A 4,426-nucleotide genomic window follows, 5' to 3' on the forward strand; every position below is an offset into this window, starting at 1 on the left:
CTCTTGTTGTTGGGTGTGGGTGTTTTGTGTTTTTTTACTCTCCTCTGGTTGTGGGGGGGGGGGGGGCGGCGGCCCCCCGCCCCCCCCGCCCCCCCCCCGCCGACTCGCTCAGCCCCGGCACGAACACCCCGTCCGCCCCAGCCTCCTGATAGACCGTCAGTCTCCGCTCGGTCTCCGGCTCGGGGTCCTGACACCCGCACCAGTAGGTGTCGGTACGGGCGTTGACGAACAGCTCCGGCACGGCCGCCTTCACCGCCGCGACCTTCGCCGCGTGCAACCCGGACGGCGCCAGGGTGCCGTCCGGCCGGCCGTCCTCCAGGTTGATGCCGACCGCCCCGGCCTGCGCCAACTCGACGGCCAGCGCAGCCACTTCGGCCGGATCGTCGCTGAACCCGGACTCCACGTCGACGCTCAGCAGGAAGCCGTCCCGGCCCAGCCGGCGGGCCAGCCGTACGGTCTCCGCCCGGGTGGCGGCGGCTCCGTCGGGCAACCCGGCGGCGGCCGCCACGCCCAGGCTGGTGGTACCGATCGCCGGGTGGCCGGCCGCGGCGAGGGCGGCGGCCGAGGCGTGGTCCCAGGCGTTCGGGAGCAGCAGCGGACGGCCGGGGCGGTGGTGCAGGGCGGCGAACGCGGTCGTCGGGGCGGGGGTGGTGGTCATCGCGACTGCTCCTCGCTCGTGACGGCGCCGCTGGTGCCGCCCGCAGTGGGACCCGTGACGGCGCCCGCAGTGGGACCCGTGACGGCGCCCGGGACGGAGCCCACCGAGTCCGCGTAGTAGGCGGCGGTCCCGGCGACGTGGCAGACGATCTGCCGGAAGCTCCAGCCCTCCCCCGGCGAGTCGTCCAACTGCCGCTCCGGCAGCGCCGCGACCCGCTGGGCCCAGATCCGCCCGAGCCGGGTCAGCCGGCTGCGAGCCTCGTCCAGGTCGGCGGCGGTGAACGGTGCCAGGTCGGCCGGGGTGGTGACGTTGGAGGCGTGCCAGTGGTCGGCGGCGGCCGGTTCGCCGGCCAGCCGGGCCTCCACCTCGGCCAGGTGGTCCAGGAGGTGGTCGGTGATCCGGCGCACCACCTTGTGCGGGGTGTAGGTCCGGTCGTCGGCGTTGACCACCGGTCGCCCGTCCCAGCCCGTCCAGGTGTCCGCCAGGGCGAGCACGTCCGCGACCGCCGCCGGCACCAGCGCGGCGAGTCCGGCCTGGTCGAGGTGGTCCTCGGCGGGCGGCTCGGAGGTGTCCGACGGGTCGGAGGAGCCGTACAGGATGCCCTCGGCGATCACCATCGCCTGCGCGCGGCCCGGGCAGCGCCGGGGCGGGGCGCCGAAGGCCAGCGGCTCGCGCTCCCCGTCCGCGTCCCCGGCCCGGGCGGCGTCCAGGTCGAGCAGCACCCGCGCCCCGGCGGGCACCGTGACCCCGCCGACCACCGTCGCCCGGGCCGCGACCCGGCGCATCGCCCGGACCGGCGGATCGTCCCGCAGCGCGGCGGCCGGCCCGCCGCTGCGCCGGGCGTGCTCGACCAGGGTGGCGGTGGCGTCGCAGGCCTGCACCAGCAGGCCGATCCGGTTCGCCGCCGTCTCGTCGCCCTCGTCGTCCTCGTCGCTCTCCTCGCCCTCGGCGCCCATCGCGGGCAGCAGTCGGGCCACCGCCGCGTCCGCCTCCGGATCGTCCGGGGCCGGCTCGAAGTACGCCCGGGCCACCAGCTTCACGTCCCGCGCGACGGCCTCCGGATCGGCCAGCCCGAGCATCGTCGCCAGCACCCGCACCACCCGCAGTCGGACGTCCGGTTCGAAGCCGCCGGCGGCCAGGATCCGCAGCTTGACCAGGTCCAGCCGGTCCAGGTCGGCCTGCACCAGCGCCCGCCGCCGGGCGTGCGGCTCGCCCGCGCTGAACCGGGCGACGCCGGCCCGCAGCCAGGCCACCGTGCCGTACGGGCCGGGCGACGCCGGCGGGGGGACGAGGGCCGGGTCGGCCAGGGCCGCGGTCACGTCCTGGTAGCGGGAAAAGGTCAGTTCTCGGGGCGTCGGATCGCTCATGCCGCCATCGTGGACCCCGGTCGTTTCGGCCCCGGCCGAAACGTGTCGGGGCGACCATGGGGGCATGCCCGACCACGAACGCACACCAGTCGATCACCGGGGCTCGCGGCTCGCCGCCCTCGCCGCGCTGCTCGCCGACCCCACCCGCGCCGCCTTCTGCTCCGTGCTGCTGGACGGCCGCGCCTGGACGGCGGGCGAGCTGGCCCGGTCGGCGGGCGTCGCGCCGTCGACGGCCAGCGAACACCTGTCCCGGCTGATCGCGGGCGGACTGCTGACCGAGGAACGGCAGGGGCGGCACCGGTACGTCCGGCTGGCGTCCCCGGCGGTCGCGACCCTGATCGAGGACCTCACGGTGTTCGCCGAGGCCACGGGCGGACCGGCGGGCGGGTCGGCAGGCGGATCCGTGGTCGAGCCCGCCGGTGGAACCGGTGGGCCGGCCCCCCGCAACCTCCGCGAGGCCACCCGGCTGAGCGCCGAGGCCCGCGCCCGCACGTGCTACGACCACCTGGCCGGCCGTCTCGGCGTGGCCGTCGCCGACGCCCTGCTCGACCGCGGCCTGGTCACCGACCGGGCCGGGCTCGCCGTCACCGACCGCGGCCACGCCTGGCTGGCCGCCCAGGCCATCGAGCTGCCGCCGCGCTCCGGCCACCCGGGCGGGCGCCCGGTGGTGCGCAGCTGCCTGGACTGGACGGAACGCCGAAGCCACCTCGGCGGCGCGCTGGGCGCCGCGCTCTGCCGGGCCGCGCTGGACCGCGCCTGGGTGGAGCGGATCGGTTCCGGCCGGGCCCTGCGGGTCACCCCGGACGGCGGCCGGGCCCTGCGCGAGCTGCTCGGCGTCGAGGTGTCCTGAGCGCGGGAGCGTCCTGAGCACCGGAGCATCCTGAGCGCAGGGGCGTCCTCAGCGCAGGGGCGTCCTCAGCGCAGGGACGTCCTCGGCGCCTCGGGTGCTCGCCGCGCACGCTCACCCCATCGACTTCGCCCCGTCCAGCGCCTCCCGGATGATGTCCGCGTGCCCGGCGTGCTGCGCGGTCTCCGCGATCAGGTGCAGCAGCACCCGCCGGGCCGACCAGCTCGCCCCCGGCTCGAACCAGGGCGCCGTCGGCAGCGGGTGGGCGAGGTCGAGGTCGGGCAGGCTCCGGACCAGCTCGTCGGTGCCGCGCGCCACCGCCTCGTACCCGGCGAGCAGCCCGGCCAGGGTCTCGCCGTCGGCCATCCGGAACTGGGCCGCCCAGTCCCCGCCGTCCCCGTCGTCCCCGCCGCGCATCGCCTCCGCGCCACCGGTGATGAACCGCGCCCAGCGCGCCTCGACCGCCGCGACGTGCTTGATCAGCCCGCCCAGACACAGCTCGCTGACCGTGGTGCGCCGGGCCGCCTGCTCGTCGCCGAGGTCCCGGACGGTGCGGCGCAGCAGGCCGCGGTGCTTGTCCAGGGTTTCGACGAGCTCCTCGCGCTCGCCCATCAGACGTCCACCGTCGGCGGCCGCCCGCCCACCGTCCGGCCCAGGTCGATCAGCCCGAAGGCCGCGCCCTGCTGGTCGCCGACCGCCGCGAACCGCCCGAACGGGCTGTCCATCGGCCCGAAGTACACCGTGCCGCCGCGCGCCGTCAGCCGCCCGATCGCGGCGTCGGTGTCGTCCACCGCGAAGTAGACGCTCACGTACGAGGGCGCCTGCGGAGGCAGGAAGTCGCCCTCCGCGCCCATCCGGCCCAGTACCGGCTCGCCGCCGACCAGGAACATCCGGTAGTCGAACTGCTCGGAGTCCATCTTCCGCACCCCGTACGGGAAGACCGCCGGGAAGAAGGCGTCGGCCTTCCCGGGCTCGCGGGTGATGATCTCGGCCCAGCTGTACGCGCCGGGCGCGCTCTGCTTCTCGAAGCCCTCGTGGATCCCGGCCTGCCAGACGCCGAACGCCACCCCGGCCGGGTCCTTGGCGATCACCATGGTGCCGAAGTCGCCGACCCGCATCGGGCCCATCACCACCTCGCCGCCGTTGGTCCGGATCCGCTCGGCGGTCGCGGCGGCGTCCGGCGAGGCCAGGTAGAGGCACCAGGCGGACTGCGCCTCGACCCCCGGCATCGGCGGCACGATCGCGGCCACCGCCTTGCCGTCCGAGTACGCCTGGGTGTAGTTGCCGAACTCCGACGAGCTCTCGCCGAAGGTCCAGCCGAGGACGTCGCCGTAGAAGTCCTTGGCGCCCTCCAGGTCGGTGAACATCGCGTCGGCCCAGCAGGGTGTGCCCTCAGGTAGCGCAGCCATCTCTCAGCCCTCGTGTCCGGCGGTGCGGGCGCGCACCGGACGGCACGCGCGGCCCCCGACTCGCCAGCCTAACCACGACCCGGCGCACCCGCGCGGGCTGAACCAGTCTCTTATACACATCAGACCCAGCCGACGATTTATGGAG

At 75.9% G+C, this 4,426-nt stretch carries 4 protein-coding genes and 1 pseudogene; 1 reads left to right on the forward strand and 4 read right to left on the reverse strand.

Features of this window, described 5'->3' with window-relative positions; translation table 11 throughout:
• Nucleotides 1–94 precede the first annotated feature (94 nt).
• Nucleotides 95–640 (reverse strand): annotated as a pseudogene (locus ACFWIS_RS40410) (isocitrate lyase/phosphoenolpyruvate mutase family protein); the annotation flags it as partial.
• A gap of 14 nt (nt 641–654) precedes the next feature.
• The gene (locus tag ACFWIS_RS40415) at nt 655–2,025 is read right to left on the reverse strand and encodes a hypothetical protein (protein ID WP_380463988.1); all 1,371 of its coding nucleotides are present in this window, start codon (nt 2,023–2,025) and stop codon (nt 655–657) included.
• Nucleotides 2,026–2,089: 64 nt separating this feature from the next.
• Here ACFWIS_RS40415 and ACFWIS_RS40420 point away from each other — a divergent pair, with 64 nt between their 5' ends.
• Nucleotides 2,090–2,875: an ArsR/SmtB family transcription factor gene (locus ACFWIS_RS40420; RefSeq protein WP_380463986.1), complete on the forward strand. Its 786-nt coding sequence runs from the start codon at nt 2,090–2,092 to the stop codon at nt 2,873–2,875.
• Between the two features lie 111 nt (nt 2,876–2,986).
• On the opposite strand, the gene ACFWIS_RS40425 is transcribed toward ACFWIS_RS40420, so the two are convergent.
• Both ACFWIS_RS40425 and ACFWIS_RS40430 read right to left on the reverse strand, forming a co-directional pair.
• Nucleotides 2,987–3,484 carry a DinB family protein gene (locus ACFWIS_RS40425; protein WP_380463984.1) on the reverse strand — a complete coding sequence of 166 codons (498 nt, stop codon included), beginning with the start codon at nt 3,482–3,484 and terminating at the stop codon, nt 2,987–2,989.
• Nucleotides 3,484–4,281: a VOC family protein gene (locus ACFWIS_RS40430; protein ID WP_380463982.1), complete on the reverse strand. Its 798-nt coding sequence runs from the start codon at nt 4,279–4,281 to the stop codon at nt 3,484–3,486. The genes ACFWIS_RS40425 and ACFWIS_RS40430 overlap by 1 nt, the downstream gene beginning before the upstream one ends.
• Between the last annotated feature and the right edge of the window lie 145 nt (nt 4,282–4,426).

It is taken from the genome of Kitasatospora sp. NPDC127060 (assembly GCF_042724935.1).
In the GTDB taxonomy this organism is placed as follows: Bacteria; Actinomycetota; Actinomycetes; order Streptomycetales; family Streptomycetaceae; genus Kitasatospora.